Here is a 25,296-nt window from a genome sequence, read left to right on the forward strand (position 1 = left end):
GAGGGTCTTAAATTTTCCCTATTTCAAGTTTTTCAAGAATGGTTCTAGCCGGTTTAGGCCGAGTTCTAATAATTCCATCGAACAAGCAAACGATAAACGGAAATAGCCCTCTCCATATTCTGAGAAAGCACTACCTGGAACAACAGCCACTTTTGTATCTTGAACAAGCTTAAGGCAGAAATCAAAGCTGTTTAATGCGATGGTTTCAGGGATTTTTATAAAGAAATAAAATGCACCGTCTGGCTTAACTACATTAAGTCCCATAGCCGATAAACGCTTGTAAACATACTCTCTTCTTTTTAAATATTCTTCTTTCATAACAATCGCATCATCAATACCTGTTGTTAATGCCGCATAGGCTGCCTTCTGTGCTATGGAAGTGGCACAAGAAATATTATATTGATGAACCTTTAAAATATGTTTTGCGATGCTATCAGGGGCAAATAAAAAGCCGATTCTCCAGCCTGTCATTGAATGGGATTTTGATAAACCATTAATGAGGATGGTTTGTTCCTTTAGAAAAGCAGCAATTGACTTATGTGGCTGATCATAGGTAAGCTCGCTATATATTTCGTCAGCCAGGATAAAGATATTTTTATTCTTAAGATAATCGGCTATTTCTCTTAACTCTGATTCTGTAAGACTCACTCCCGTTGGGTTAGAAGGGTAGGGGAGTACGATACAGCGGGTCTTCTCAGTAATTAAGGGTTTAATCATTTCTAGAGTAAAGCGAAACTGATTTTGTCGAATATCGACATGGACTGCGGTTGCTCCCATCATATTAATAATTGGTTCATAGCCAGGGTAAATCGGCCCCGGTAAAAGAACTTCCGAACCCTCTGTTAAAATAGTCCGAAATGCAATATCGATTGCTTCGCTTGCCCCTGCAGTAACAATAACCTCTGATTCAGGTTTATAATCCAAGCCATATTTAGTTTTAACAAAATTACAAGCAGCTTCCCTTAATTCTATCGTTCCTGCATTATGGGTGTATGAAGTGAAGTTTTGCTTAATCGCATCAATACCGGCCATTTTCACATGCTCTGGAGTAGGAAAATCAGGCTGCCCAATCGTAAAGGAAATTAAGTCATCGACATCGGCCACCATATTGAAAAACTTTCTAATTCCGGAGATTTCGATATTTTTTACGCGTTGATTGATTAAATGCTCCAACATTGTCCATCCTTCCGAGGATATCTTCATTTCTTTTTATGTATAAAATGATTATAGACTATTTTGGGGTGAAGATTCTACCAAACAGCGATGAAAAAAACGATCTGAGCTCTCAGATCGTTTTTAGAGGGTGGTGGTGTATTTAAAATGACAGTATCTTTAGTAGCCATAGTCCCAGTCAACTTCGTCTTCGTGCCAAAATACAGGTGATACAGCACCGAAATTAACTAATTTATTTTCGAGTTTGCAATGACATTGTTCACAACCACACTGTTCTTTAATTTCTTCATAAATAGAATGATCAACATCTTCAATAAATGTAACATTTTGCTCCTGAAAAAGAATCGCAGTTCCTTTCATTGGTAAAGCACCTCTTTGAATTATTTATCTATAACTGTATTGTAAATCTGCTGTGAATACACGTCTATATTTTAGTGATATTGTTCACAAAATCATCACGAAGCTTTTGCGAAAAAGGACAGACGTTCCAAATGAAAAAGCCAGGAGACCTGGCTTCAAGAGTATCTTTCGCCTAATTTTTTGAAGATGGGTTTTTGATAGGTTTTGCTTTTTTTATTTTTCGGTGGAATTTGCTCAAGATCTGAAATACCTGTATAAAGTTGAAGTAATGCTTTTGCTGAATTAAGGGAAAGTGTTGCTTTTGGATTTCTTACTCGTTCGTCTAATTTCCCAAAATGAGGTAGATTTAGAAAGTCAGTTTTCGTTGGAGGCATATGAAATGTGTACCTTCCACATTCAACTAGCACATCGGACTGCTGTTGACTATTTCGCGGATTTTCAGAAAAATGGAGACCCACTTTTTTCGCTTTACCTTCGTTAATTAATTTCTTAAGTGTTTCCTGTTTTAATTTGTACAATAATTTGGGATTAGGTGCTGTTTTGGCATGGCGATTCACAATAAAGATAGCTTGTGCGAGGTTGTCGATGGTTAGATTTAGATTGATTAGGGGGCCTTTCTGATCACGATTCAAAATATGTTCTCCTTTCAGTTATATAAAACACCTATATTATACCTTTTTTATTAAGAAAAAGGAATATAACGTTAATTTCATTGTAAAATATAAATAATCGAATGTACAAACATTATTGTAAAGAACTTTTTCTAATTTAAAAAAACTCCCCTTCAAAAATAATGGAAAGGAGTTTTTTCTTGATTACTTTTCGTGTCTAAGCGTAAAAATAGTTAACTCAGGTTTTGACAAAAAGCGAAAAGGGAGGCGAGTGGTTCCAATTCCTCTGTTCACATAGAGTGATAGTGGGGAATCATCACCAACTGAATAAAGACCCTCTGGGTATAATTGGCCAAATGGGGGAGTCACAAGTGCTCCCAAAAATGGGATTTTAATCTGTCCCCCATGGCTATGGCCGCTAAGTTGCCAATGGACCGGATATTGTGCCGCGGTTTGTGCAAGATCAGGGGCATGCGATAATAATAGTTTAAAAGTATTTTGAGGCACATTTCTTAATGCCAATGGCAGATTAGGATTCCCTAACATCGCATCATCAATTCCGAGCAAACAGATCATGCTTCCATCACTCATTTTAACTGGAGCTGATTCATTTAAAAGGACGTTGAAATCAGAGTTCTCCATGATATTTCTGTAAATATCAGAACCATATCCGCCATGATCGTGATTTCCAAAAATGCAGTATTTTCCAAATGGAGCATGTAAACCCTTTAAAATCGGCATCAATTTATTAATCTCTGTATATTGATTGGGCTCATCCATTAAATCTCCAGTAAACAAAATTATATCAGGTTGAAGACTATTAATTTTTTTTGCTAATTTAGTAAATTGGTGAAGACTATACTGAAAACCTAAATGAGTATCACTAAATTGTACTAGTTTTATCCCATCAAAGCTTTTTGGGATTAATGGATGTTTTATTTGAAGTTCTTGTATATCGAGTAAGGAAGGCTCTATTCGGTTAGCATATAGAAATCCACCCGAACTTAAGCCAAGAAGGGTAAGGACTGAGCCAAATGATCGTCTTAAAAACGTTCTCCTCGTCTGTTTTTTAGCCATTTTTTCTACCAGCCTATCTGTTATTTACCAAAAAAGCAGCATCTTTCTGTATTTTCATTAAAAACGATAAATAATGCAAGTGGAAAGGTACTTTGTATGTGTTTATTCATAAAAAGATAAAATATTCTTAAAAGCAGCCAAATTTGGCTGCTTTTCCTAATGGTAACTAACTGCTCGGCTTTTTAATGCTTTCCACGATGATATAAATTGTTGTTTACCAACCCGTACTTTTTTTCTACCTGAAAGGGGGTCATTCAAGTAGACATAATTGGTGTCATACCCTACTAAAACGACGGCATGTAAATCAAGGGGAGTTTTAATATATTGCTTCCCGTGGTACCATCCCTCCCAACGGTCAGGCAGGCGGTAATCCCCGGTTGTCCAAACTACAACAGGATATCCAGCAGATACATGCTCTAATACTTGGTCGAAGGGCTTGTTTGTTAAATTAACCGCTCTTCCAGGAAGTTTTTGGTTGATTAAATCAATCATTGGTTTGTCAAACACAGCATAACCTGCTCTGCGGCCAGTCATATCCCCAACAAAGCCATCAGCAGGGTTTCCCCAACGTAAAATATCACCCTTTGGTGATTTGATTAACGGGTCTGAATCTTTCCGAACAGATCTGTAAAGGTCGAACTTGCTTGTTTTTACCCCGGCATAATTTAACACCATTGCAAGACTTGTGACTTCACAACCGTATCGTAACTCAGGATTTTGCTTTATTAGCACTACATTCAACATTACGGATTCTTTTTTCTTTTGGGTGGTAGTAACCGACTTGCTTTTATTTACTTTATTCTTAACATTTATCACTTGCTCTGTTACATCGTGAATATTGTAAGGAGTACTATTTAACTTAGGTGCTGAAGAGTTGGGTGTGCTCTCTTCTACTGTTACCGCGGAGAGAGGCTGTTTAATTTCAATGTTATCATTGGTATCAGCATCAAAATGGCTACATCCAAACATAGGAAGGATCATGGTTAATAAACAAAGTCTTTTCAAAACATATCCTCCTTATCATACAACTTGGGTATAGGATATGATTGTTTCTAGGCGGTTATAATGGTATCCTTTTGGAAAAGAACGATAAACTTTACATAAGCGTATGGTATAATAAGAAAAAATTTTTGGAGGTACTTGGATGGATGCTTTGGAAATACTATCGGATCTTGAAAATGTATTTCCCTATTTTCAACCGATTTTTAGTGCCGATCAACAAAGTGTAATTGCCTATGAGGTCTTAGGGAGATATAAATCTGAAGAGAATATCATTAGTTTAGGGAACTTTTTTCAAGATGATCAAATTCCTGATGAATATAAATACGAAGTAGATTTGTTATTAGTTAAAATGGCGCTAGAAAAAGCACTGACCCTAGATGAGGATGTAAGTATATTTTTAAATAGACATGCTGATTTATTAATGTACGGGCATGGTGAGCCTTTCTTACAAGAACTGCTCTCTTTTGAAAAAAAAGGGTTTAATCTCACTCGAATTGTCCTTGAAATATCTGATCGGAATTATTCTGGGGATTTAAATCAATTTGATCACTTACTGCAATATTATCGAACATATGGAATAAAAATAGCCATTGCAAGAATTGATAGTGAAAGTCATTATTTTGAACGGATTGGGCAGCTGGAACCAGATATTTTGAAAATTAACTTACAGGCTTTAAAATCAACATCAACAGGAATAAATTTTAATGATGTATTGTATTCGTTATCCCTGCTGGCAAGGAAAATAGGTGCAACCCTCTTGTTTGAGAATATTGAGATGAGTTATCAGCTGCAATTTGCATGGAAAAATGGCGGCCGCTATTATCAGGGATATTATTTACATCCGCCTGCACCTGACTTTATTCAACATGATTTGTTGAAAGAGCGATTAAAAGATAAGTTTCATGACTTTATTTCCTATGAAAAAAAGAAATTAGAGGCTGTTTATACGACTGCAGAAACCTTTCAAGCTAAGGTTCAAGAGATTGTGATGAAAAACAGGAATGGAACATTTCAAACCCTTTTTCAGGCTTTAATAAAAGAATTAGACCAGATAGCTTTTAGGATGTATGTCTGTGATGAGGATGGCTTCCAGAAATCTGTCAATATTTTCAAAGGGATAGATGGATGGATTGAACAAGCAGAATACATTCATAAGAACTGGAGCTGGCGGCCATATTTTTTAGAAAATATTATTAAAATGAGAAATGAGCGGAAAGGGATCTTATCTGACTTATACTCTGATATAGAAACTGGAGAAACCATTCGTACTTTTTCTTTTCCTATGAATGGGGATGATTATTTATTTATTGATATTGCCTATCAATACTTATTCCAAAACGATCAATTACTTTAAAGGATTGTTATATGTTTAATACCCAAACTTCAGTCACATAGAAAAAATTACCCTATTTTATTATTTTTACTTGGACAAATGGTCAGTGTTATTTTATTCTTTTAATATTGGCATATTTAATTACGTCTGGAAAATTGTGAAAGTCATCCACTCGGATAGAAAAATGCTAAATGAGAAATATAATTGTAGATGTTTGTTTGGTTGGAAAGGAGTCGAAGCATATGTCACAGCTTCAAGGTATATTAACGAGGTTAAAAAATCTTCAGGAAACAGCAAATAGTGGTGAACCAGCACAACGCTATTTCGAAGTAAACGGAGATCGGAAGTGTCAAGTAACATTTCATCCGAAAACGGAGACATTTGAATTAGAGGTCTATAATGAAAAGGAAAAACCAAAACGTTATCAATTTGATAATATTGATATGATTACAATTGAAATTTTTGATTTGATTCAATAAGGGACCTTAAGGGTTCCTTTCTTTTTCATGTCGTGCACAATGGTGCAGGAGGAGGAAACGTTTCCAACGTTACGGTACCAAATTTAACACAGACTCCTGGATACTATGGTAGAATGTAACTGTAGAAAAACAAATTGAGGAGTTACGGCGATGATCAGTCTTCCTAACGATGAATTTTTAAAATTAACGATAAAAGAATTAATGATCCCCTCTGAACGGGTCGCACATGTGCAAATTGGGAATAACCTCGAACATGCCTTATTAGTTTTAACAAAAAGCGGTTATACGGCAATTCCTGTGTTAGATCCCCATTACAAACTTCATGGGTTAATTAGCACACCAATTATTATGGATTCAATTCTAGGATTAGAACGAATTGAGTTTGAACAACTTGAAAGAAAGCGTGTAGAAGAGATTATGAAAAGCTCGGTACCGCGCGTGAAAATTTCGGCATCAATTAAAACATGCCTTGAGTTACTTGTTACTCAACCTTTTTTATGTGTAGAGACTGATGATGGTTATTTTGAAGGAATATTACCAAGAAGCACTTTATTAAATCAATTAAATAAAATAATTAACAAAATTCAAAACACTGAAAAATGATGCTTTTAGGCTCCCAAAATGGGAGCTTGATTTTTTTAACGTTTGAGGTGGTAATATGAGTATCCCTACTGGAAAGATTACCAAAGAAGATTCACGAAAAAAGCAAACAAAAAAACCACTAGTATTAGCATCAGTGATGTTAGCAATGTTTATGGGAGCGATTGAAGCCACGATTGTTTCCACTGCTATGCCGGCCATAGTTGCAGACCTAGGCGGATTCACCCTTTATAGCTGGGTATTTTCTGCGTACTTATTAATGAATTCTGTAACCGTGCTCATCTATGGGAAATTATCTGACTTATTCGGTCGGAAACCAATACTTACAATCGGTATTATATTCTTTTTAATCGGTTCGATACTATGTGGGTTCGCTACTTCCATGAAAATGTTGATAGTATTTCGTTTGATTCAAGGGTTTGGCGCTGGGGCTGTAACGCCAATCGCGACAACCATCGTTGGTGATATCTACACTACTGAGGAAAGAGCGAAAATTCAGGGATATCTATCTAGTGTTTGGGGTATTTCGGCAATTACAGGACCAGCAGTTGGGGGATTACTTGTTCAATATGTTAGCTGGCATTATGTTTTCTGGATTAACATTCCACTTGGGATTCTTTCATTAGTGGGTCTCTGGATGTTTTTACATGAAGATATCAGTAAGAAAAAACATGAGATAGATTATCTTGGTGCGCTATTGATGACGTTCATGATCTCTTCGCTGATGTTTATTCTTGTGGAGGGTGGAAGCCGCTTTGCTTGGGATTCATGGCAGACACTTAGTTTATTTGCATTTTGTGCCTTAACATTCCTTTTGTTCGTGCTTCAAGAGAGCCGTGCTAAGGAGCCAGTTATGCCATTTTCGCTATGGAAAGAACGTTCAATTCTTATCGCTAACACAACATCGCTTACAACAGGTATTATGTTAATTGGAATCTCCAGCTTTTTACCAACATTTGTCCAAGGTGTGATGGAACAAACCCCTATTGTCGCAGGATTTACATTGACAACGATGTCAATAGGCTGGCCTATCGCATCCACTCTAGCAGGACGATGGTTAATTACCATTGGCTATCGAAAAACTTCGATTATTGGCGGGGTGTCCTTAATCATCGGCAGTATAACTTTTGTGACAATGTTAGCATCATCTGGGCCGTTATGGGCAGCGTTGGGTTCATTTTTGGTAGGATTAGGGATGGGCTTAACATCAACAGCATTTATTGTCTCGATTCAAAGTACTGTTCGTTGGGAACAAAGAGGAATCGCCACCGCATCTAATATGTTTATGCGGAATCTTGGAAATACAATTGGTGCCGCATTACTAGGAGGTATCCTAAATAATCGGCTAAGTCAGTATTTCAGCCAAAATAGACATTCATATTCAGTGGATGATGTCAATATCCTCTTAAAATCTACTGAACGAGACCAACTCTCAGAATCAGCCCGAAGTATCTTACAGAATGGATTGACCCATTCCCTTCACTTTGTTTATTATGTTGTCCTTGCATTTGCTGTTATTAGTTTACTATTAATATTATTTATACCGAAAAAGATTGATAGCTCTGTGTAACTTCACAGGGCTTTTTTTAAGGAGTGGTCCGTTTGTCCTCATTATCTGAATTTCAGCTACTATCTGTATTGGCTCAGGAAATGAATATGCGAAAGGCGTCGGAACGACTATTTGTTTCACAACCCGCCCTTTCACAACGCTTGCAAACAATTGAAAAAGATTGGGGCACTAAACTATTTATTCGCTCACAAAAAGGTTTATCACTAACTCCTGCTGGTGAACATGTCATTGAATTTGTCAATGATGTACTTACCAAGCAAGAAAAGGTTCGTGAAACTATTTATTCTCTCCAATCGGGGGTGTCAGGCACTTTAAAAATTGCTGTTGCTTCGATTGTAGGGCAAAACTGGCTTCCGCAGGTGTTAAAGAAATTTATTGATAGATACCCTCAAGTTAAGATTTCATTAGTGACCGGATGGAGCAGCGAAATTTTAAAATTCTTATATGAGGACCAAGTTCATATTGGAATTATTCGGGGAACTCCTGATTGGAAAGGGGTTAAGGTTCACCTTTTTAATGACCCGTTATATTTAGTTGACAGGGAAATTACTAGTCCTGAACAAGTGTTACATACAGACCGTCCCTTCATTCAATTTAAAAGTGATTCAAATTATTATCAAGAAATTCAGGATTGGTGGATGAGAAATTTTAAGACTTCACCAAAAAGAACAGTAGTCGTCGATCAAATTGAAACCTGTAAACAAATGGCCTTTAATGGTATCGGTTATGCTATACTACCGGCGATAACATTAACGAAAACTGACAGGGAAATTTTCAAAATACCGCTTGTAGATGAGAATAATCACCCCTTAAAACGTGATACATGGCTTTTGGGCTATGAATCAGCCTTTCAACTAAAGCAAGTTAAAGCTTTTGTCGAATTAATTAAGGAATATATCGCAGAATCTTCAGAAGAATAAGGTGGTTTTTCCTTGTTTTCAGTTCTTTTGTTTGATAAAGTAATTTTTAGTAACGACAACAATAGGGGGCCTACTAATGAAAATGATGGATGCAAATGAAATTATTTCTTTTATTCAAAATAGCAAAAAATCTACACCAGTAAAGGTTTATGTAAAAGGTCAATTAGAGGGTATTGATTTTGGTAATGATACAAAAACTTTTATTAATGGGAATACTGGTGTTCTTTTTGGTGAGTGGTCTGATATTAATGAAATATTAGAAGCGAATAAAGCAAATATTGAAGATTATGTAGTTGAAAATGACCGCCGTAATTCTGCAATCCCTTTATTAGATATGAAGCATATTAATGCACGAATCGAGCCAGGTGTTGTTATCCGTGATCAAGTAGAGATTGGGGATAATGCAGTTATTATGATGGGGTCTGTTATCAATATTGGTGCAGTGATTGGCGAAAAATCCATGATTGATATGGGTGTTGTCCTTGGCGGCAGAGCAACGGTTGGAAAGAATTGTCATATTGGAGCTGGAACAGTATTAGCGGGAGTAATTGAACCACCATCTGCTAAGCCAGTTGTAATTGAAGATGACGTTCTTATTGGTGCAAATGCCGTGGTCCTTGAGGGGGTAACAGTTGGACAAGGTTCAGTAGTTGCTGCAGGTGCAGTAGTTACTCAAGATGTAGCGCCGTACACAGTTGTAGCTGGTATGCCTGCTAGGAAAATAAAAGACATCGATGAAAAAACAAAATCGAAAACTGAAATTATGCAAGAACTTCGACAACTATAAAAGCGGAATTGCCTAGAGGTACTAGGGTTAGATAATAAAAGTGGAAGCGTGGATCTTTTCCACGCTTCTTTTATAGGGGGGAAAGGTAATTAAATGAATCATTTTATCAAAATCCGCCGTGACCTTCATCAAATTCCAGAACTAGGATTCCAAGAGTTTAAAACACAGGCATACTTGTTAAATTACCTTGAATCTTTGCCACAAGACCGTATGACCATAAAGAAATGGAAGACTGGTTTGTTTGTTAAGATCCACGGTATCGATCCTCATAAAACAATTGGTTATAGAACAGATATTGATGGATTACCTATAAGTGAAGATACAGACTTACCCTTTTCATCTACACATAATGACAAGATGCATGCTTGTGGCCATGATTTTCACATGAGCATTGCTCTTGGGGTACTTACTTATTTCACAGAGAATCCAATTAAAGATGACCTTTTATTTGTTTTCCAACCGGCCGAGGAAGGACCTGGCGGAGCAGAACCAATGTTAAAATCAGAAGAAATGCAAAAATGGAAGCCAGACCTGATTTTTGCCTTACATATTGCACCAGAGTATCCCGTTGGATCAATAGCATTGAAGGAAGGGTTATTATTTGCAAATACCTCTGAATTGTTTATTGATCTAAAGGGCAAGGGGGGGCATGCAGCAAGACCGCACGAAACGAATGATATGGTTGTTGCCGCATGTTCATTGGTCAATCAGCTCCAAACCATTGTTTCGAGAAATGTTGACCCATTAGATAGTGCTGTTATAACCATAGGGAAAATTACTGGAGGCACAGTTCAAAATATTATTGCTGAAAATGCAAGACTGGAAGGAACGATTAGATCGCTTTCAGCTGAATCAATGAAAAAGGTTAAACATCGCATTGAAGCAATTGTTAAAGGAATCGAAGCAGGCTTTGAATGTGAAGTCTCAATCGATTATGGTTCGATGTATCATCAAGTATATAACACGGAGTCGATCACAAGAGACTTTATGCAATATATTGAAGAAGAAACCAATGTGGATGTCATTGAGTGTAAGGAAGCGATGACAGGTGAAGACTTTGGTTATATGTTAAAAGAAATCCCCGGGCTTATGTTTTGGCTTGGTGTAGAATCACCATATGGATTGCACCATGCAAAGTTAAATCCACAGGAAGAAGCAATAGGTGTAGCAATTAAAGTTATTAGATCTTATTTTTCTCATCTGGGGAATAGATAAGCAGGCTGATTATTTTATTCTGATTCGCAATCATGATAAAATAAAAGAGAATTAAAAGGGAAATTGTTACATATCGTCGTTTTATTCTGAAGTAAATAGGGTAAACTTATGGAGGGGAAATAGGGTTATAATTAATAATAATTATTTAATTAAATTGATTATAATTTAATATTGACTCGAAATAAGTTCTACCCTATAATTAGTATTGTGATAAAGGATAGCAAATGAGAATTGCTATAACCACTTAATATTTGGAGGGATTTGAATGCCTGAACGTATGGTAGGTAAACAAGCACCACGTTTTGAAATGGATGCAGTATTGCCAAACAAAGAATTTGGTAAAGTAAGTCTAGAAGAAAACATGAAAAACGATAAGTGGACTGTATTATTCTTCTATCCAATGGACTTTACATTTGTTTGTCCAACTGAAATCACAGCTTTATCAGACCGCTATGAAGAGTTTGATGATTTAGATGCAGTTGTTATTGGTGCATCTACTGATACTATTCATACTCACCTTGCTTGGATCAAAACAGACCGTAAAGAAAATGGTCTTGGTGATTTAAACTACGCATTAGCAGCTGATACTAACCATGTTGTAGCTCGTGACTATGGTGTTCTAATTGAAGAGGAAGGGATCGCATTACGCGGATTATTCATTATCAGCCCTGAAGGTGAATTAATGTATTCTGTTGTGAACCACAACAATATCGGCCGTGATGTTGATGAAACTCTTCGTGTACTTCAAGCATTACAAACTGGTGGTCTTTGCCCAGCTAACTGGAAGCCTGGACAAGCTACATTGAATGTATAATTTGTAGAAAATAGATTGACCTAACCTATTATAGTGTTAGGTCTTTTTAATAGGGGGATACCACATGAAATTACGTGAACCAATGCCAGAATTAACCGGGGCTGTTGAATGGTTAAATGGTGAAGTAACAAAGTCTGACCTTATCGGTGAAAAACCAACATTAATCCATTTTTGGTCGGTCAGCTGCCATCTTTGTAAAGAAGCAATGCCTCAAGTCAACCAATTTCGTGATGATTTTAAGGACAAATTAAATGTGGTTGCTGTTCATATGCCGCGTTCTGAAAACGATTTGAATATCGAGGAAATTAAACAAGTAGCCGCAGAACATGGTATCAATCAACCGATTTTTGTAGACAGTGAACATAAGTTAACAGAAGCGTTCGAAAATCAATATGTCCCTGCGTATTATGTCTTTGACCGTGAAGGGAAGCTCCGTCATTTCCAAGCAGGTGGAAGCGGCATGAAAATGCTCGAGAAACGTGTAAACCGTGTCTTGGATGAATTGGAAAAAACAGAATAATAACCATTGAAAAGCTGCCCGTTGTAATTCAACGGGCAGCTTTTTTATATGACTGTAACCTTGCAGCCTTTTACTCGTCGGTATTTATAAGTAAATATTTATACATGCCATAACAATAAGAATTAAAGGGGTGTTTGAAGATGAAAAATAGAATACGAAGGTTACCTATCCTATTTATTATCTTATTAATTTGTATTGCTGGTTGCAGTGCGGGCAGTGAGGAAAAAAGTGAAAAAATGTCTCAAAGTAATGATGTGGCTTTAAATAAAGCTCAATCAGGAAGTAGCGAGCAAGCAGACTTTTATTCAGGTGAATCGGGAAAGGCGGAAAAACCAACTGAACCCAATAATATAAAAATTCAAAACCAAATGGTCATTTATCAAGCGGATCTCGAACTACGTGTAAAAAAATTCGATAAAACGGTCCAAACTCTTGAAGAGAAAGTAATCAAATATGGTGGCTATATTACTGAGTCCAATGTGTACAAAGAGGGGAAGGAGCAAGTAAGTGGCAGCATTAGAATAAGAATACCACAAAAAAACTTTCAAGCTTTTTTACATGATGCAGAGAGCCAAGCTGCTGAGGTTCTGCATAGAAGCATTACGGGGCAGGATGTAACGGAGGAATATGTTGATCTTGAATCAAGATTAAAATCAAAAAGGGTAGTGGAAGAGCGGTTAACAGCATTCATGAAAAGTGCTGTAAAGACAGAAGATTTATTGAAAATCTCTGCTGATTTAGCAGTTGTCCAAGAGGAAATCGAGGCCATTGAAGGAAAGATGAAATTCTTAGAAAATCAAACATCCCTATCGACGGTTAACATCACTTTATATGAAAAAAGCGTAGTTATTCCAACGATCGATAAAGACAAGTTAAATACTTGGGAAAAAACAAAAAAACAATTTATGAAAAGTATCAATATGTTGTTGGCTGGCTTATCAAGTTTAGTTGTATTGATTATTGGCAATATCCCTATCATAGCTATTTTATTATTATTAGGATTTCTTTTCGTTTTCTTTTATAGAAAGAAGAAAAACAGACCTGAGTAAATAGAAGTACCATACTATATATCTTTAATGAATAATGCTAAAATGGATCATAGTAAGAATGTTTGATGCAGAGGGGTAATACTATGAAAATGAGCTTTGCAGTCATTGGGCTGGGCCGATTCGGTGGAAGTATTTGCCGTACACTGACCGATGAGGGGATGGAAGTACTGGCAATTGATAAAAATGAGGAACGTGTCAATGAATATGCTATGATTGCTTCCCATGCAGTTGTAGGTGATACAACAGACGAAGCCGTTTTAAAAAGCTTAGGGATCCGGAACTTTGATCATGTAATCGTTGCTATTGGCGATGATATTCAATCAAGCATACTAACAACCCTTATTCTAAAAGAACTAGGTGTCGTACGTATTACAGTAAAGGCTCAAAACGATTACCATGAAAAAGTCCTTCGTAAAATTGGAGCAGACAGTGTTGTTCACCCAGAAAGAGATATGGGAAGACGTATAGCAAACAATATGGCCTCTAGTAACGTTGTTGACTATCTTGAACTTTCAGATGAACACAGTATTGTTGAAATTGTCGCGAATGGAAGACTTAGTGGTCATACGATTATGGATTTGGACATTCGGAAGAGATATGGTTTGAATATTGTTGCTATTAAAAGAGGAGAAGAGATTATTGTTTCTCCACAAGCGAAAGAAACCTTTCACGCTAATGATGTGTTAATTGTAATCGGAACAGACCAGGATATCGATCGATTTGAAAAAAAGGTATTGGAATAAGAAAAGCGGAAGCGCCTTGCTCAGGGGCGACAGGCATAAGACGAGCAGGCGTGAAGGTTGTTCTTTAACCTTCATGTCTGATTGGCTAATGACCCCGAGCCCCTAGGCGCTGGAGCTAGACAATAAAGAAAAGCGGAAGCGCCCCTACAGGTGCTTCCGCTTCTCTTATTATTTACACTTCCATAATGATTGGTAAGATCATTGGTCTGCGTTTTGTTTTTTCGTACAGGAAAGGAGCTAATGTATCGGTAATTTCGTTTTTAATTTCCGACCATTGGCTTGTCTTTCTTTCCATTACCCTATTCAAGTGTTTGGTGATGAGGTTCTGTGCGTCATTGATTAAATCGCCTGATTCTCGCATATAAACAAATCCACGTGAAATTAAATCTGGTCCTGATGCAATTTTAAATTCTTTCATATTAATACTTACCACCACAACCACTAACCCCTCTTCTGAGAGGATCCTACGGTCACGTAAGACGATATTTCCGATGTCGCCTACTCCGCTGCCATCAATATAAACGGAACCAGATGGGATCTTTCCTGCAACTTGTGCTGTATCCTCGGAAAGAGCTAATACTTCACCATTATCCATGATAAAACAGTTTTCTTCTTGTACGCCACAATCAACGGCAATCTTAGCATGCATTCTTTGCATACGATATTCACCATGAATAGGCATAAAGAACTTCGGTCTGATTAAGCGAAGCATAAGCTTTTGTTCTTCCTGTCCACCGTGACCAGAGGTATGAATATTGCTGAGTTTTCCGTGAATGACTTCAGCACCTGCTCTGTAGAGCATATTAATAGTTCTGCTCACGCTGATTGTGTTCCCAGGAATTGGTGAAGATGAAAATACAACGGTATCTCCGGGAATGATTTGAATTTGTCTGTGTGTACCATTTGCAATTCTTGATAGGGCAGCCATCGCCTCGCCCTGACTTCCAGTACAAAGGATGGTAACTTTATCAGCAGGCAGTCGATTAATTTGATTTGCTTCAATAAAGGTCTCTTTAGGTGCATTAATATACCCTAACTCAAGTCCAATATTTATGGCAGCTTCCATGCTTCGTCCAAAAACTGCTACTTTCCTTCCATATACCACGGCAGCCTCTACTACTTGCTGCAATCGGTGAATATTCGATGCAAAGGTAGCAAATATAATTCGGCCATCCACTTTACGGAAAATATCGTTAATACTTTCGCCTACGCGGCGTTCTGACATCGTAAATTCAGGTATTTCACTATTCGTACTGTCTGAGAGTAAACAAAGTACGCCTTCCTTACCGATTTCGGCCATTTTAGTTAAATTAGCTGGTTCACCGACAGGAGTAAAATCAAATTTAAAATCACCAGTATGAACAATTTGACCTGGTGGTGTTTTAACAACAATTCCATAAGAATCAGGAATACTATGAGTGGTGCGGAAAAAAGTAACCGATGTTTTGCGGAACTTAATGACATCGTCTTCTTTTATATCAATCAGCTTTGCATTTCTTAATAAGCCGTGTTCTTCAAGTTTATTTTTAATTAATCCAAGAGCCAGTTTGCCTCCATAAATTGGAACATTGACTTCACGTAATAAATAGGGAATACCACCAATGTGGTCCTCGTGTCCATGAGTAATAAATAAACCTTTTATTTTTTCTTGATTTTTAACCAGATAGGTATAATCCGGAATAACATAATCAATGCCTAATAGCTCGTCCTCTGGAAATTTTATGCCGGCATCAATTAAAATTATTTCATCCTGGAACTGAACTGCATATGTGTTTTTGCCAATTTCGCCTAATCCACCCAGGGCAAAAACTGCAGTTTGATCATTCTTAACAAATTTCATAAATTATCATTTCTCCAATACGTTATAGTCTTCATTTTGTTGTTCATAACTAAGGTGTGCTCCCTTAACTTCTTGAACGGATTCAACATTATAGCCACGGTCAGCAATTTTTGAACGGACGTCTCTTACTGATTCACCTTCAATAAAAAGGGTTTTTGTATTCTCTCTGACAGGTACTTCTGTGATGCTTTCCTGATAATATACTTTAAATATCATTACAATATCGCTCCTAACTTGGGACATAGCTTTTTCTATTATATAAAACATTTTCATCTTTTTCATTTATTTTCTTTGGAAAACATTAGTCTTGTATGAAAAGTATGTAAAAAGAATCGTTGTTTTTACAATTTACAATAATGAAGGAGCCCTTCGCAAGTTTGAAGGGCCCTAAATAAATTTAGGCAATGTATTTATGCAATAGATTTTTTTCGTAGTAAATCATTCCACTGTTTTAAGAGCTTCTTTCTAAGCTTCTTTAACATAGTGGATCATCTCCTTATCTCCTATTTTATACGAACCTTGTCCAATGTAAAGTAAGCTATGGCAGATTATTGAAGTTTTTTTAAAATAAGAGTATTTTTACTTTATTATATGAAGAAAATGCTGATTCAATCATGGTTAAACATGGAATTAGATTGACAATATAAAATCCAGCTAAAAAAGAACCGACCCTTGGGCCAGTTCTTTTATGTTTTTACAACTTCAAATATGGCGATTTACCGCTCGATTGCAATGGCACCTTCTATCGGTCTTAATGGATCTTCATGATTAATATAATCATAAAACATAATCCCATTTAAATGATCAATTTCGTGTTGAAAACAAATAGCAGGAAGTCCTTTTAAACGAAGTTTCACTTCTTCACCGTTTAGAGTTGTTCCCTTTACCGTGATTCTTGCATATCTCGGGACGTAGCCAGGAATTGCTCTATCAACGGACAGGCAGCCTTCGCCGGAGTTCAAATAGGATTTTTCAACAGAATGGCTAATAATTTTTGGGTTAAATAGCGCATAACTATAAAGAGTCCCTGTCTCATCCATTAAATGGACAGCAATCATTCGTTTTAAGACATTGATTTGTGGGGCGGCTAAACCGATTCCAGGGCGCAGGCCGTATTGTATAGACATTTCAGGATTTTGGCTATTAATGACATATTCTAATAAGCTGCTTAGTATTTGTTTATCCTCTTCAGAAGGCGGCATGGATACTTCTGCTGCCACTTTTCTAAGGGAAGGATGGCCATCTCGTATGATATCACCCATCGTTATCATGAAACACTCACTCCTGTACTCTAACTGAATTATTGATAATAATTAGTCTATCAGACAATTAATAAAAAGTTAACAATTGATTAAAGCCCACCTGATGAATCCTTTTCACAAACTTGTTATTGTCAAACAAACCAAGTGCCGATATAGTAGAATATGGAATAAGCAGGAGGTTTAAAACATGTCATTTATAAAAAATTCTAGTTTTATTTTTTTTATATTGGTTTTGGCAGTGATTTTTGCAGGATGTACAAAAGAAAAAACACCTGAAGAAAAAATGTATACCGTGTTAGAAAAAGTCGTAACGGCAGAAAAGGTATTCGAGGAACAACAGAATCCGCTTTTTGAACTTGAAAAAAAGGAAAAAGCGATTTATGACCATATTATTGAACTCGGCATGAAAGAATATGATCAAATCGTTAAGCTTTCAGATGAAGCCCTTTTATTAGTAGATCAAAGAAAAGAACTTATGGATAAGGAAACAAACAGTATCAAGCTCTCAGAAAAGGAATTTTCAAAAGCTAAAAAAATAAAGGATAAATTTGAAGATCCAAGCCTTACGAAATTAGCAAATGAAATGTATGAGACGATGATGAAAAGATATGAAGCGCATGAAGAGTTATTCACTGAATATAATGAAGCCCTTAAAAATGATAAAGCATTATACGAAATGTTTAAAAATAAAAACCTCCCACTTGATGATCTTGAAGCCCAAGTAAATAAACTCAATGAAACATATAAAAGGATTTCTAATGCAAATGAAAAATTTAATATGCTGACAGAACAATACAATGACAAAAAGTTGTCATTTTATAAGCAGGCAGGACTTAATTCAAGTAACTAAATAGTATTTAATATAAAAAAATCGGCAAACCATGCCGATTTTTTTATATTATAACAACTGCAAAAAAAGAAAATATATATATAACAGATTTTGAAATCTAATGATACAGAAGGAATAATAAACAATTAATTAGCAACATGTTAGTGTTGAAAAATATTAATACATACTATTTGACGTGTAAAAACTAATGAGGTAAACTTGTAAATGAGTTCATTAATTGTATCAATGATGTTACATAAAATAGTGATACAGAATAAAATGATGGTGAGGTAAAAGAAAATTGTTTTATCTTATCTTTTCTGTGAAAACTATTTATTAGTATGTTTAAGACTAAGCTAACCAATTTTCTATGTAATATCACGGGTTTACCCAATACAAAGTTAAAATGAATAGGCCTGAATATCTGCTTTTATTCTTTAGGTTTTGGGTAATCTAACTTAGTGGATAATATTTTCAAAAATTTAGCTCCTGAATTGAAAGGAAGAGGTGACCTAAATGGTTTCTAAAACTCAAAACGCTAAGCTTGATGCGAAGAAAACACTAGAAGTTGTTGAGGAACAATTTCAAACACTTCAAATTCTAAATGAATCTGGTGAAATCGTTAACGAAGCTGCGATGCCAGACTTAAGCGATGAACAACTTCAAGAATTAATGCGTCGCATGGTCTATACACGAATTCTTGATCAGCGTTCTATTTCTTTAAATCGTCAAGGAAGATTAGGTTTCTATGCTCCAACTGCTGGGCAAGAAGCTTCACAATTAGCTTCACAGTTTGCATTAGAAAAAGAAGATTTTATTTTACCAGGATATCGTGATGTTCCGCAAATTGTTTGGCATGGCTTACCATTATCCCAAGCATTTTTATGGTCAAGAGGACATTTTCAAGGTATGCAAATTCCGGACGGAGTAAATGTTCTTCATCCTCAAATTATCATCGGTGCCCAGTATGTACAAACTGCCGGTGTTGCTCTTGCTTTTAAAAAGCGTGGAACAAAGGCAGTAGCTATTACTTATACCGGTGATGGAGGAACATCACAAGGGGATTTCTATGAAGGAATGAACTTTGCCGGCGCATATAAAGCTCCAGCCATCTTCATTGCTCAAAATAACCGATTCGCTATATCAACTCCTGTTGAAAAGCAATCTGCTGCCAAAACTCTCGCTCAAAAAGCTGTTGCAGCTGGAATTCCAGGAATTCAAGTTGATGGTATGGATCCACTTGCTGTTTATGCGGCTGTACGTGAAGCACGCGAACGTGCAATTAATGGTGAAGGTCCAACATTCATTGAAACTTTAACATACAGATATGGTCCACATACTATGGCGGGTGATGATCCAACTCGTTATCGTACAGCAGACCTTGACAATGAATGGGAAAAGAAAGATCCATTAGTTCGTTTCCGTAAATTCCTTGAAAACAAAGGTCTATGGTCAGAAGAAAAAGAAAATGAAGTAATTGAACAAGCGAAAGAAGACATTAAAGAAGCAATTAAATTAGCGGATGCTGCACCTAAACAAAAGGTAACAGATTTAATGTCTATTATGTATGAAGAAATGCCTCAAAACTTAAAAGAACAATATGAAATATACAAAGAAAAGGAGTCGAAGTAAGCCATGGCTCAAATGACAATGATTCAAGCAATTACAGATGCTTTACGTTCGGAATTACGCAACGATCCAAATGTGTTAGTATTCGGTGAGGACGTTGGTGTAAACGGTGGTGTATTCCGTGCAACCGAAGGGTTGCAACAGGAATTTGGCGAAGATCGTGTATTTGACACTCCACTCGCTGAATCTGGTATCGGCGGCTTAGCAGTAGGTCTAAGTTTGCAAGGATTCCGCCCGGTTCCAGAAATTCAATTTTTTGGATTCGTATTTGAGGTCATGGATTCTATTGCTGGTCAATTAGCCCGTCAACGTTATCGTTCAGGTGGAAAGTTTAGTGCGCCTGTAACATTTCGCTCGCCATTTGGCGGAGGGGTACATACTCCTGATATGCACGCTGACAGTTTAGAAGGACTTATGGCTCAGACACCTGGAGTTAAGGTTGTTATTCCTTCCACTCCTTATGATGCTAAGGGGCTGCTCATTTCATCTATCCGTGACAATGATACAGTTGTTTTCCTTGAGCATATGAAGTTATACCGATCTTTCCGTCAAGAAGTTCCTGAAGAGTCATATACAATTCCACTAGGAAAAGCTGAAGTTAAACGTGAAGGTACAGACGTTACAATTGTTACCTATGGTGCAATGGTACATGAGTCATTGAAAGCTGCAGAAGAGTTAGAAAAAGAAGGTTTTTCTGCGGAAGTAATTGATTTACGGACTGTAAGCCCGATTGATATTGAGACAATTATTGCATCCGTTGAAAAAACTGGCCGTGCGATTGTTGTTCAAGAAGCGCAAAAACAAGCTGGTATTGCAGCAAATGTTGTTGCTGAAATAAATGATCGTGCAATTTTAAGTTTGGAAGCACCAGTCTTACGTGTGGCTGCTCCAGATACTGTTTTTCCATTCCCGCAAGCAGAAGCTGTTTGGCTTCCGAATTATAAAGATGTCATTGCAACAGCTAAAAAGGTTTTAACCTTTTAATTAACCTATTTAATCGTACACTAATATTTCTAGTTATGTTGCTCAAAAAAACATGTAATTTAGGAGGATGAATCCTAGTGTCATTTCAATTTAAAATGCCTGACATCGGTGAAGGTATACATGAAGGCGAAATTGTTAAATGGTTCGTAAAACCAGGTGACAAAGTTCAAGAAGATGATGTACTTTGCGAGATTCAAAATGATAAAGCTGTAGTAGAAATCCCTTCCCCTGTTGAAGGAACAGTAGTTGATGTATTAGTTGGCGAAGGTACTGTCGCAACAGTTGGACAAGTTTTGGTAACCTTTGATGCTCCTGGTTACGAAAACCTTCAATTTAAAGGCGATGAACATGCTGATGAACCAAAACAAGAAGAGAAGCCAGCGGCAGCAGCCCCTGCGCCAGAGGTTAAACAAGATGCAGCACCACAACCAGCAGCAGTAGCAGTGGCACCGCATGTTGAAGTAGATCCAAATCGTCGAATTGTAGCAATGCCGTCTGTTCGTAAATACGCTCGTGAAAAAGGAATAAATATCCAGTTAGTTCCTGGTACAGGAAATCTTGGCCGAATTTTAAAGACTGATATCGATGCTTTTGTCAGCGGTGGAGCAGCACCTTCGCCACAGGCAGCTACTAATGCAGCTGCGGTAACTGAAACAGCTGAAGTGGAAGCACCAAAAGCAGCCGCTGCTATTTCACAAGGTGAATACCCAGAAACACGCGAGAAGATGAGTGGTATTCGGAAGGCAATTGCTAAGGCCATGGTTAACTCTAAGCACACTGCACCACACGTAACACTTATGGATGAAGTGGATGTAACTAAACTTGTTTCACACCGTAAGAAGTTTAAAGAGGTAGCTGCAGCCAAAGGCATTAAGCTTACATTCTTACCATACATCGTTAAAGCATTAACAAGTGCATTACGTGAATTCCCTGCATTAAACACATCACTAGATGATGCAACAAGTGAAATTATTCATAAGCATTATTATAATATTGGAATTGCAGCTGACACAGAAAAAGGCTTACTTGTACCAGTTGTAAAAGATGCAGACCGTAAGTCAGTTTTCACAATTTCTAACGAAATCAATGAATTAGCTGGAAAAGCACGGGACGGAAAACTTGCTCCTAATGAAATGAAAGGTGCTTCATGTACGATTTCCAACATTGGTTCAGCGGGCGGTCAATGGTTTACTCCAGTAATTAATCACCCTGAAGTTGCCATCTTGGGTGTTGGCCGTATTGCAGAAAAACCAATCGTTAAAAATGGTGAAATTGTTGCGGCACCAGTATTAGCTTTATCTTTAAGCTTTGACCACCGTATGATCGATGGAGCAACAGCACAAAATGCATTAAATCATATTAAACGTTTGTTGAACGATCCAGAACTATTGTTAATGGAGGCGTAATATAATGGTCGTTGGAGATTTCCCAATTGAAACAGATACTATAGTCATCGGAGCTGGTCCAGGAGGATATGTTGCAGCTATTCGTGCAGCACAGCTTGGACAAAAGGTGACAATTGTTGAAAAAGAATATGTAGGCGGCGTTTGTTTAAATGTCGGTTGTATTCCATCGAAAGCGTTAATTTCGGCAGGACACCGTTACGAAACAGCCATGCATTCGGATACTTTTGGAATTACCGCAGAAAATGTAAAAGTGGATTTTACAAAAGTTCAAGAATTTAAGGCAGGCATCGTTAAAAAGTTAACAGGTGGTGTCGAAGGTTTATTAAAAGGTAATAAAGTAAACATTGCTCGTGGTGAGGCCTATTTTGTTGATGCCAATACATTACGTGTAATCAATGAAGATTCAGCACAGACTTATACCTTTAAAAATGCAATTATTGCAACTGGTTCTCGTCCTATCGAGCTCCCAGCCTTTAAATATTCAAAACGTGTTCTGAATTCTACAGGTGCACTTAACTTAAATGAAATTCCTGAAAAAATCGTTGTTATCGGCGGTGGAGTAATCGGAATTGAACTAGGTGGTGCTTATGCAAACTTTGGCAGCCAGGTTACCATTTTAGAAGGTGCGGAAGAAATACTCGGTCTTGGCGTTTTTGACAAGCAAATGGCTGCTCTTGTAAAGAAAAGCATGAAGAAAAAAGGTGCAGAATTCTTTACAAAAGCATTTGCTAAGGGCGTTGAAGAAACTGAAAACGGCGTTGTTGTAACGTTCGAAACAAAAGGCGAAGAAAAGAAAATCGAAGCAGATTATGTGTTTGTAATGGTTGGAAGACGCCCTAACACTGATGAAATGGGATTAGAACAAGTGGGTGTTAAGTTATCTGACCGTGGTTTGATTGAGATTGACAAACAATGTCGCACGAACCTTAGCAATATCTATGCTATTGGTGATGTTGTTGCTGGTCCTCAATTGGCACATAAAGCATCATATGAAGCGAAAATTGCTGCTGAGGCAATTGCTGGTCACACGTCTGAAATTGATTATTTAGGTATTCCTGCTGTTGTATTCTCTGAACCTGAATTAGCATCTGTTGGTTATACAGAAGCGCAAGCAAAAGAAGAAGGACTTGCTGTGAATGCAGCTAAGTTCCCATTTGCTGCTAATGGTCGTGCGTTATCATTAGACAGTGGTGATGGATTCTTGAAACTAATTACTCGGAAAGAAGATGGACTTGTAATTGGGGCACAGATTGCTGGAACAAGCGCATCAGATATGATTGCAGAATTAGGCCTAGCGATTGAAGCAGGAATGACTGCAGAAGATCTTGCTATGACCATCCATGCACATCCAACACTTGGAGAAATCACAATGGAAGCGGCAGAAGTTGCATTAGGAAGCCCAATCCATATTATGAAATAATTTAGAAACAAAAAAGTCCTTTTCGCTAAATAGCGGAAAGGACTTTTTCTATTTAGGATGATTTGATTTATGTACTGAGGCGTAAAAATATCCCTGGTATCATAAAAACAAAATATATCTCTCGTTTTTAGAACATATACTTAAAAGAAACAGCATTCTAATATCAATTTTGAATGTATTAAGAGTGGTGATAAATATGAGGGTCTATATTGTCGTGATATTACAATTTATCATTTGGAGTGGTTATACATTTATTGAATGGTTGTCAAAGCATGACCAACTTATATATAAAGTCATCATGTTTTTTGTGTTTTTTTATCTAGCCTTTTTAATTGGAAATCATGTAACCAAATCAGCGCGTAAAACTCTATTTATCACTACCTTAAGCCTCGTTATATACACTTCGATTCACTATACCATGGAAATGTTTATGCACTAAAAAAGCCCCTCAAGGAGCTTTTTTATTTTCGTGGATAATAATACATGATACGTTCATTGAATAGATGGAGTTCCCCTTGCAGTTTTTTCGCAAGGTACTTACAAAATTCATTGGCTTTTCCTTTATCACCGTAAGTAGATTGATCAGGTAAAGTGACTTGTATGTATGTTTGTTCAAATTCCTGACCGTCTTCATTACGAATCGTTTCCTGATCAATTCCAACTAAAATAGCATAGTAGCGTTCATCATTTGAGCGTAAATAGAACCATTTTCCTTTGGCCTCTGTTGTTTCTTTCATTTCATATGGGAAGGCTGACTCTCCGTATTCCCATCCTATTTGGTTTCCTGTTTTTGTTGTATTTTTTTTATACTCGTGAAATAAATCTTTTACTTCCTCAATAGTTACATTTTGTTTAGCAGATGAAGGCACTAGCTTAATGTATGCGTTAACAGCCATCATCATTCCCCCCCACTAGTCAGTTAATATTAACCATCTCTATTCTAGCACTGAATAAAATCTTATGACAACTGCCGCATGAAATAATTGTACAAGTTTCTTGTTTCTTGTTAAAATTTGAATTATAATAATATTCTAAATATTAAATTCTAAAAGAAGGAGGAACTTATGGGAATTTTTGAGAAGCTCTATGATGAGCATGAATATTCAAAAGTGAGATTTATTGGATTTACCACGGAAAGTACTCGTTATGATTTTGGAATTATTTATACCAACATGTTTTTTGGGAAGCATTTAGTTGTTTGCATGCAAACAGGCCGATCCACTCTCCTTGACCCCAAAGATATTGAAGATATTGATTACCTTCAAACTATATTCCGTATACCAGACCAACAGCAGGCCGAAGATTTAGCTGACTTCTTCAGAGAAACACTCCCATCCATCCCATTTATCACCCAATATGAGTAATAATTCAAAAAGGAAGGCCTGTTTAGGCCTTTTTTTTATGAACATTTTTAAAATGTGATATACAATTTAGACTTGAAATTTATAATGTGATATATTATTATGTGTTTAAGGATATATAAATACTTCGCTTTAATGACATTCATTAATGAAAAGGGGATTGAGCAAATGGGTACTTTAGTATGCCAAACATGTAATTCTACTATTGATCATTTTGAAGATGAAAAAGTAACGGTGCTTTATTCTAAGTGCAATTGTTGCGAGGCTCATCATACAGAGGAAGATAAATAATAGCTAATAAAAATAAAACAG

The 25,296-nt window shown here is 36.8% G+C and carries 27 protein-coding genes; 18 read left to right on the forward strand and 9 right to left on the reverse strand.

Annotated features, from left to right (window positions below; translation table 11 throughout):
- Positions 1-18: 18 nt before the first annotated feature.
- From COJ96_RS08930 to COJ96_RS08950, 5 genes are all read right to left on the reverse strand, one after another.
- The gene (locus COJ96_RS08930) at positions 19-1,173 is read right to left on the reverse strand and encodes an aminotransferase A (RefSeq protein ID WP_098572736.1); all 1,155 of its coding nucleotides are present in this window, start codon (positions 1,171-1,173) and stop codon (positions 19-21) included.
- A gap of 159 nt (positions 1,174-1,332) precedes the next feature.
- The gene (locus COJ96_RS08935) at positions 1,333-1,533 is read right to left on the reverse strand and encodes a hypothetical protein (protein WP_098572582.1); all 201 of its coding nucleotides are present in this window, start codon (positions 1,531-1,533) and stop codon (positions 1,333-1,335) included.
- Positions 1,534-1,688: 155 nt separating this feature from the next.
- On the reverse strand, positions 1,689-2,165 hold the full coding sequence (locus COJ96_RS08940) for a YkyB family protein (RefSeq protein ID WP_098572583.1): 477 nt from the start codon (positions 2,163-2,165) through the stop codon (positions 1,689-1,691).
- A gap of 183 nt (positions 2,166-2,348) precedes the next feature.
- Complete coding sequence (locus tag COJ96_RS08945) at positions 2,349-3,221, reverse strand: metallophosphoesterase (protein ID WP_098572584.1); 873 nt, start codon at positions 3,219-3,221, stop codon at positions 2,349-2,351.
- A 156-nt stretch (positions 3,222-3,377) separates the two neighbouring features.
- Entirely contained in the window at positions 3,378-4,226 is an 849-nt protein-coding gene (locus COJ96_RS08950; RefSeq protein ID WP_257148470.1) for a C39 family peptidase, read from the reverse strand.
- A 139-nt stretch (positions 4,227-4,365) separates the two neighbouring features.
- Here COJ96_RS08950 and COJ96_RS08955 point away from each other — a divergent pair, with 139 nt between their 5' ends.
- From COJ96_RS08955 to COJ96_RS09005, 11 genes are all read left to right on the forward strand, one after another.
- Positions 4,366-5,577: an EAL domain-containing protein gene (locus COJ96_RS08955; RefSeq protein WP_098572585.1), complete on the forward strand. Its 1,212-nt coding sequence runs from the start codon at positions 4,366-4,368 to the stop codon at positions 5,575-5,577.
- Positions 5,578-5,798: 221 nt separating this feature from the next.
- Positions 5,799-6,035 carry a YkuJ family protein gene (locus COJ96_RS08960; protein WP_026566292.1) on the forward strand — a complete coding sequence of 79 codons (237 nt, stop codon included), beginning with the start codon at positions 5,799-5,801 and terminating at the stop codon, positions 6,033-6,035.
- A gap of 150 nt (positions 6,036-6,185) precedes the next feature.
- Positions 6,186-6,638, forward strand: coding sequence for a cyclic-di-AMP-binding protein CbpB (gene cbpB, locus COJ96_RS08965; RefSeq protein ID WP_098572586.1), 453 nt, complete (start codon positions 6,186-6,188; stop codon positions 6,636-6,638).
- 55 nt (positions 6,639-6,693) lie between these two features.
- Complete coding sequence (locus COJ96_RS08970; RefSeq protein ID WP_098572587.1) at positions 6,694-8,205, forward strand: MDR family MFS transporter; 1,512 nt, start codon at positions 6,694-6,696, stop codon at positions 8,203-8,205.
- Between the two features lie 32 nt (positions 8,206-8,237).
- Complete coding sequence (locus COJ96_RS08975; RefSeq protein WP_098572588.1) at positions 8,238-9,125, forward strand: transcriptional regulator CcpC; 888 nt, start codon at positions 8,238-8,240, stop codon at positions 9,123-9,125.
- A 76-nt stretch (positions 9,126-9,201) separates the two neighbouring features.
- A complete protein-coding gene (gene dapD / locus COJ96_RS08980; protein ID WP_098572589.1) occupies positions 9,202-9,912 on the forward strand; it encodes a 2,3,4,5-tetrahydropyridine-2,6-dicarboxylate N-acetyltransferase in 711 nt (236 codons plus the stop codon).
- Between the two features lie 93 nt (positions 9,913-10,005).
- On the forward strand, positions 10,006-11,127 hold the full coding sequence (locus COJ96_RS08985; RefSeq protein WP_098572590.1) for an N-acetyldiaminopimelate deacetylase: 1,122 nt from the start codon (positions 10,006-10,008) through the stop codon (positions 11,125-11,127).
- A 265-nt stretch (positions 11,128-11,392) separates the two neighbouring features.
- Complete coding sequence (locus COJ96_RS08990) at positions 11,393-11,941, forward strand: peroxiredoxin (protein WP_098572591.1); 549 nt, start codon at positions 11,393-11,395, stop codon at positions 11,939-11,941.
- A 64-nt stretch (positions 11,942-12,005) separates the two neighbouring features.
- Positions 12,006-12,461 carry a TlpA family protein disulfide reductase gene (locus tag COJ96_RS08995; protein ID WP_098572592.1) on the forward strand — a complete coding sequence of 152 codons (456 nt, stop codon included), beginning with the start codon at positions 12,006-12,008 and terminating at the stop codon, positions 12,459-12,461.
- A 140-nt stretch (positions 12,462-12,601) separates the two neighbouring features.
- Positions 12,602-13,510, forward strand: a complete 909-nt coding sequence (locus tag COJ96_RS09000; RefSeq protein ID WP_098572593.1) for a DUF4349 domain-containing protein — start codon at positions 12,602-12,604, stop codon at positions 13,508-13,510.
- Positions 13,511-13,593: 83 nt separating this feature from the next.
- Positions 13,594-14,253 (forward strand): potassium channel family protein, encoded by a 660-nt coding sequence (locus COJ96_RS09005; protein WP_098572594.1) that lies wholly within the window; start codon positions 13,594-13,596, stop codon positions 14,251-14,253.
- A gap of 172 nt (positions 14,254-14,425) precedes the next feature.
- Here the strand turns inward: COJ96_RS09005 and rnjA are convergent, their stop codons facing one another.
- The 3 genes from rnjA to def form a co-directional block, all read right to left on the reverse strand.
- Positions 14,426-16,093, reverse strand: a complete 1,668-nt coding sequence (gene rnjA, locus COJ96_RS09010) for a ribonuclease J1 (RefSeq protein WP_098572595.1) — start codon at positions 16,091-16,093, stop codon at positions 14,426-14,428.
- A gap of 6 nt (positions 16,094-16,099) precedes the next feature.
- Positions 16,100-16,309: a DNA-dependent RNA polymerase subunit epsilon gene (locus COJ96_RS09015; RefSeq protein WP_098572596.1), complete on the reverse strand. Its 210-nt coding sequence runs from the start codon at positions 16,307-16,309 to the stop codon at positions 16,100-16,102.
- 500 nt (positions 16,310-16,809) lie between these two features.
- Complete coding sequence (def, locus tag COJ96_RS09020) at positions 16,810-17,364, reverse strand: peptide deformylase (RefSeq protein WP_098572597.1); 555 nt, start codon at positions 17,362-17,364, stop codon at positions 16,810-16,812.
- A gap of 178 nt (positions 17,365-17,542) precedes the next feature.
- Here def and COJ96_RS09025 point away from each other — a divergent pair, with 178 nt between their 5' ends.
- From COJ96_RS09025 to lpdA, 5 genes are all read left to right on the forward strand, one after another.
- A complete protein-coding gene (locus tag COJ96_RS09025; RefSeq protein ID WP_098572598.1) occupies positions 17,543-18,205 on the forward strand; it encodes a YkyA family protein in 663 nt (220 codons plus the stop codon).
- Between the two features lie 495 nt (positions 18,206-18,700).
- Complete coding sequence (gene pdhA, locus COJ96_RS09030) at positions 18,701-19,816, forward strand: pyruvate dehydrogenase (acetyl-transferring) E1 component subunit alpha (protein WP_098572599.1); 1,116 nt, start codon at positions 18,701-18,703, stop codon at positions 19,814-19,816.
- A 3-nt stretch (positions 19,817-19,819) separates the two neighbouring features.
- Positions 19,820-20,797 carry an alpha-ketoacid dehydrogenase subunit beta gene (locus tag COJ96_RS09035; RefSeq protein WP_098572600.1) on the forward strand — a complete coding sequence of 326 codons (978 nt, stop codon included), beginning with the start codon at positions 19,820-19,822 and terminating at the stop codon, positions 20,795-20,797.
- A gap of 77 nt (positions 20,798-20,874) precedes the next feature.
- A complete protein-coding gene (locus COJ96_RS09040) occupies positions 20,875-22,203 on the forward strand; it encodes a dihydrolipoamide acetyltransferase family protein (RefSeq protein WP_098572601.1) in 1,329 nt (442 codons plus the stop codon).
- A gap of 4 nt (positions 22,204-22,207) precedes the next feature.
- Complete coding sequence (gene lpdA, locus COJ96_RS09045; protein WP_098572602.1) at positions 22,208-23,623, forward strand: dihydrolipoyl dehydrogenase; 1,416 nt, start codon at positions 22,208-22,210, stop codon at positions 23,621-23,623.
- A 461-nt stretch (positions 23,624-24,084) separates the two neighbouring features.
- Here lpdA and COJ96_RS09055 read toward each other — a convergent pair whose 3' ends face one another.
- A complete protein-coding gene (locus COJ96_RS09055) occupies positions 24,085-24,519 on the reverse strand; it encodes a DUF1885 family protein (protein ID WP_180230029.1) in 435 nt (144 codons plus the stop codon).
- A gap of 168 nt (positions 24,520-24,687) precedes the next feature.
- Between COJ96_RS09055 and COJ96_RS09060 the strand changes: the two genes are divergently transcribed.
- Entirely contained in the window at positions 24,688-24,987 is a 300-nt protein-coding gene (locus tag COJ96_RS09060) for a DUF3055 domain-containing protein (RefSeq protein ID WP_098572605.1), read from the forward strand.
- Positions 24,988-25,152: 165 nt separating this feature from the next.
- Entirely contained in the window at positions 25,153-25,275 is a 123-nt protein-coding gene (locus COJ96_RS09065; RefSeq protein WP_098572606.1) for a GapA-binding peptide SR1P, read from the forward strand.
- Positions 25,276-25,296: the final 21 nt, after the last annotated feature.

The organism is Bacillus sp. AFS073361, assembly GCF_002567005.1.
Taxonomy (GTDB): Bacteria; Bacillota; Bacilli; order Bacillales; family Cytobacillaceae; genus Neobacillus.